Annotated in this window: 3 protein-coding genes; all 3 read left to right on the top strand. The window is 54.2% G+C overall.

Features of this window, described 5'->3' with window-relative positions; translation table 11 throughout:
* The first annotated feature begins 121 nt into the window (after positions 1 to 121).
* Entirely contained in the window at positions 122 to 508 is a 387-nt protein-coding gene (locus F4Y38_12270; GenBank protein ID MXY50057.1) for a hypothetical protein, read from the top strand.
* Between the two features lie 50 nt (positions 509 to 558).
* Positions 559 to 1,545, top strand: coding sequence for a Gfo/Idh/MocA family oxidoreductase (locus F4Y38_12265; protein ID MXY50056.1), 987 nt, complete (start codon positions 559 to 561; stop codon positions 1,543 to 1,545).
* Positions 1,546 to 1,597: 52 nt separating this feature from the next.
* Positions 1,598 to 2,522: Gfo/Idh/MocA family oxidoreductase (locus tag F4Y38_12260; GenBank protein MXY50055.1), on the top strand; the 925-nt coding region annotated here is incomplete at its 3' end.

Raw genomic sequence — 2,522 nt, 5'->3', positions numbered from 1 at the left:
GACATCAATGCTCTGTAGCTACATGCACGGAGGACATACACTTTCTCTGTTCCGCCTGTTTGCCGGTGCACCCGCCAAATGGGTCGTTGGACATATCGACAGTGATAACCGACGGAGCGGCATGATTCTCTACGAGAACGATATCCGGGGGTTCATCACCACCGGCGGCTGGCATCAATTCGATTTCATCGGCAGCGACGGTTGGCTCTCCTCTCGTAATGAGCACGCCGACTTTGAGATGTGGACCCGTTACTCGGATCGCTCTATAAGTACTCAGACCGGAGAACCCGTTCGTCGCCAATTCCCCAATCCGAAGCGATTTGTCAGTTCTCAGCAAGCCGCTATTGAAGCACTCATCAAAGATCTCGATGAGGACACAGAGACGCTGTGTCCCGGGGAATACGGACGTGAAGCCCTTGAAATCGGTATCGCGATGCGGGAATCGCACCTGCGGGGTGGTGAGAAACTTGAACTGCCCCTAGCCGATCGAAGCCTAAGCAGTGGGTAGTACACGTTGCAGTAAGGCGTTCCCCGGAACGCTTTGAGGAGGTGATTGATATGGCAGTCTATCGAGCAGCCGTTATCGGTTGTGGACGGATTGGGAGCACTATCGACGACGAAGAGGTAAATCGACCTCATTTTTTTTATCCATGGGCACATGCGCCCGCCTACGTTGAAGCAAAGGGCGTGGAATTGGTCGCAGGCGCGGACCTATTACCAGACCAGTTGGAGGATTTTAAACGCCGTTGGGGCGTCAACGCCCTCTACACTGACTACCGGCAAATGCTTGCCAATGAGAAACCCGACATTGTGAGTGTGACCACCAGACCTGCGGAACGAGCGGAGGTTGTTATCGGAATAGCAGAAGCGGGTGGGGTGAAGGCTATCTATGCGACCAAGCCTATAGCCCCGAGTCTCGCCGAAGCTGATGCAATGATCGAGGCGTGTCGGAAGCATGGCGTCCTCCTAGTGATTGCCTGTCATCAGAACTGGAGCCCTTGGTTTTTAGCTTGTTTGAAAGCCATTCGGGCGGGAGAGATTGGCAAGTTTTCATCAATGCTCTGTAGCTACACCCACGGAGGACACACACTTTCCCTGTTTCGCCTGTTTGCCGGTGCGCCAGCCAAATGGGTCGTCGGACACATCAACAGTGACAAGGGGATAAGGCGGAGTGGCATGATTCTCTACGAGAATGGCCTCCAGGGGTTCATCACTACCGGTGGCTGGCATCAATTCGATTTCATAGGGAGCGACGGTTGGCTCTCCTCCCGCAACGAGCACGCTGACATCGAGATGTGGAGCCGGCACCCGGTAACCGGAGAAGCCATTCGCCGACAGTTTCCCAACCCGAAGCGCTCCATAAGTTCTCAGCAAGCCGCTATTGAGGCACTTGTCAAAAATCTCGATGAAGGCACGGAGACGCTGTGTCCCGGGGAATACGGGCGTGAAGCCCTTGAAATCGGTATCGCGATGCGGGAATCGCACCTGCGGGGTGGTGAGAAACTTGAACTGCCCCTAGCCGATCGAAGCCTAAGCAGTGGGTAGGGCACATCAAACATAAACGCTAACCAATTCAGATCAGGAAGGGAAAAATCGCATGGCTCAACCTATAGGAGAAGCATTTCGAGTTATCAACGAAAGTGAACCCAAACGTATCTACCGCGGCGCCGTTGTTGGGTGTGGCAGGATGGGCAGTACCATCGACGATGAAGTAATCGGTAACCCACACTATCCTTGGCCTTTTGCTCATGCGCCGGGGATGCTTGAAGCAAGAAACGTCGATCTGATTGCTGCTGCGGATGTCGATCAATCACAACTCAATGATTTCAAGCGGCGTTGGGGGGTCGAAGCCCTTTACACCGACTATCGGGAGATGGTCGAAAAAGAGCAACCTGATATTGTTTCTGTGACAACCCGCCCCGCGGAACGGGCCGAGGTTACCATCGGCTTGGCAGAGCTCGGCGTCAAAGCAATCTATGCCACCAAGCCAATGTGTCCTAGCCTTGCCGAAGCAGATGCAATGATTGAAGCGTGTCAGAAGCACGGCACGATCCTGGCAATTGCCTGTCACCTCAACTGGTACAACTGGTATACCAACGCACGACAGGCGATCGCGGACGGAGCAATCGGTGAACTGCGATCGATGATTTGTCATAGCACCTCCAGTCTGTCAAACCTGCACAGCCATACCTTTGCCCTCCTCCGCCTCTTTGCCGGCGCACCCGCCAAGTGGGTTTTCGGTGTGATGGATAACGATGAAGCAGCCGCCGCCGAAGGAGATCTTTCCGGATCTGGATACATCGTTTACGAAAACGGTGTACGGACATATATGAACAGCCGGACTGACACCTCAACCTTTGGGTGGACGCTGGAATTTCTCGGTGAAAAAGGACGCATCATCTCGCGCAATGCCCACGCACAGTTTGAACTCTGGAGCACGCATCCGGAGGACGGCGGACCCATTCAGTGTCAATTCCCCAATCCTTGGTATCCACGCAGTTCACTGGTGGACGCTATGGAAG

The sequence above is a fragment of the Gemmatimonadota bacterium genome (assembly GCA_009838645.1).
Taxonomy (GTDB): Bacteria; JAAXHH01; JAAXHH01; order JAAXHH01; family JAAXHH01; genus JAAXHH01.
Note: the sequence above shows the minus strand (reverse complement) of the source record. Positions and strands in the feature narration are given on the sequence as shown.

Excerpts from the sequence above, each read along its gene's own strand:
- F4Y38_12270 (MXY50057.1), top strand. The coding sequence starts at position 122 with ATGATTCTCTACGAGAACGATATCCGGGGGTTCATCACCACCGGCGGC.
- F4Y38_12265 (MXY50056.1), top strand. The coding sequence starts at position 559 with ATGGCAGTCTATCGAGCAGCCGTTATCGGTTGTGGACGGATTGGGAGC.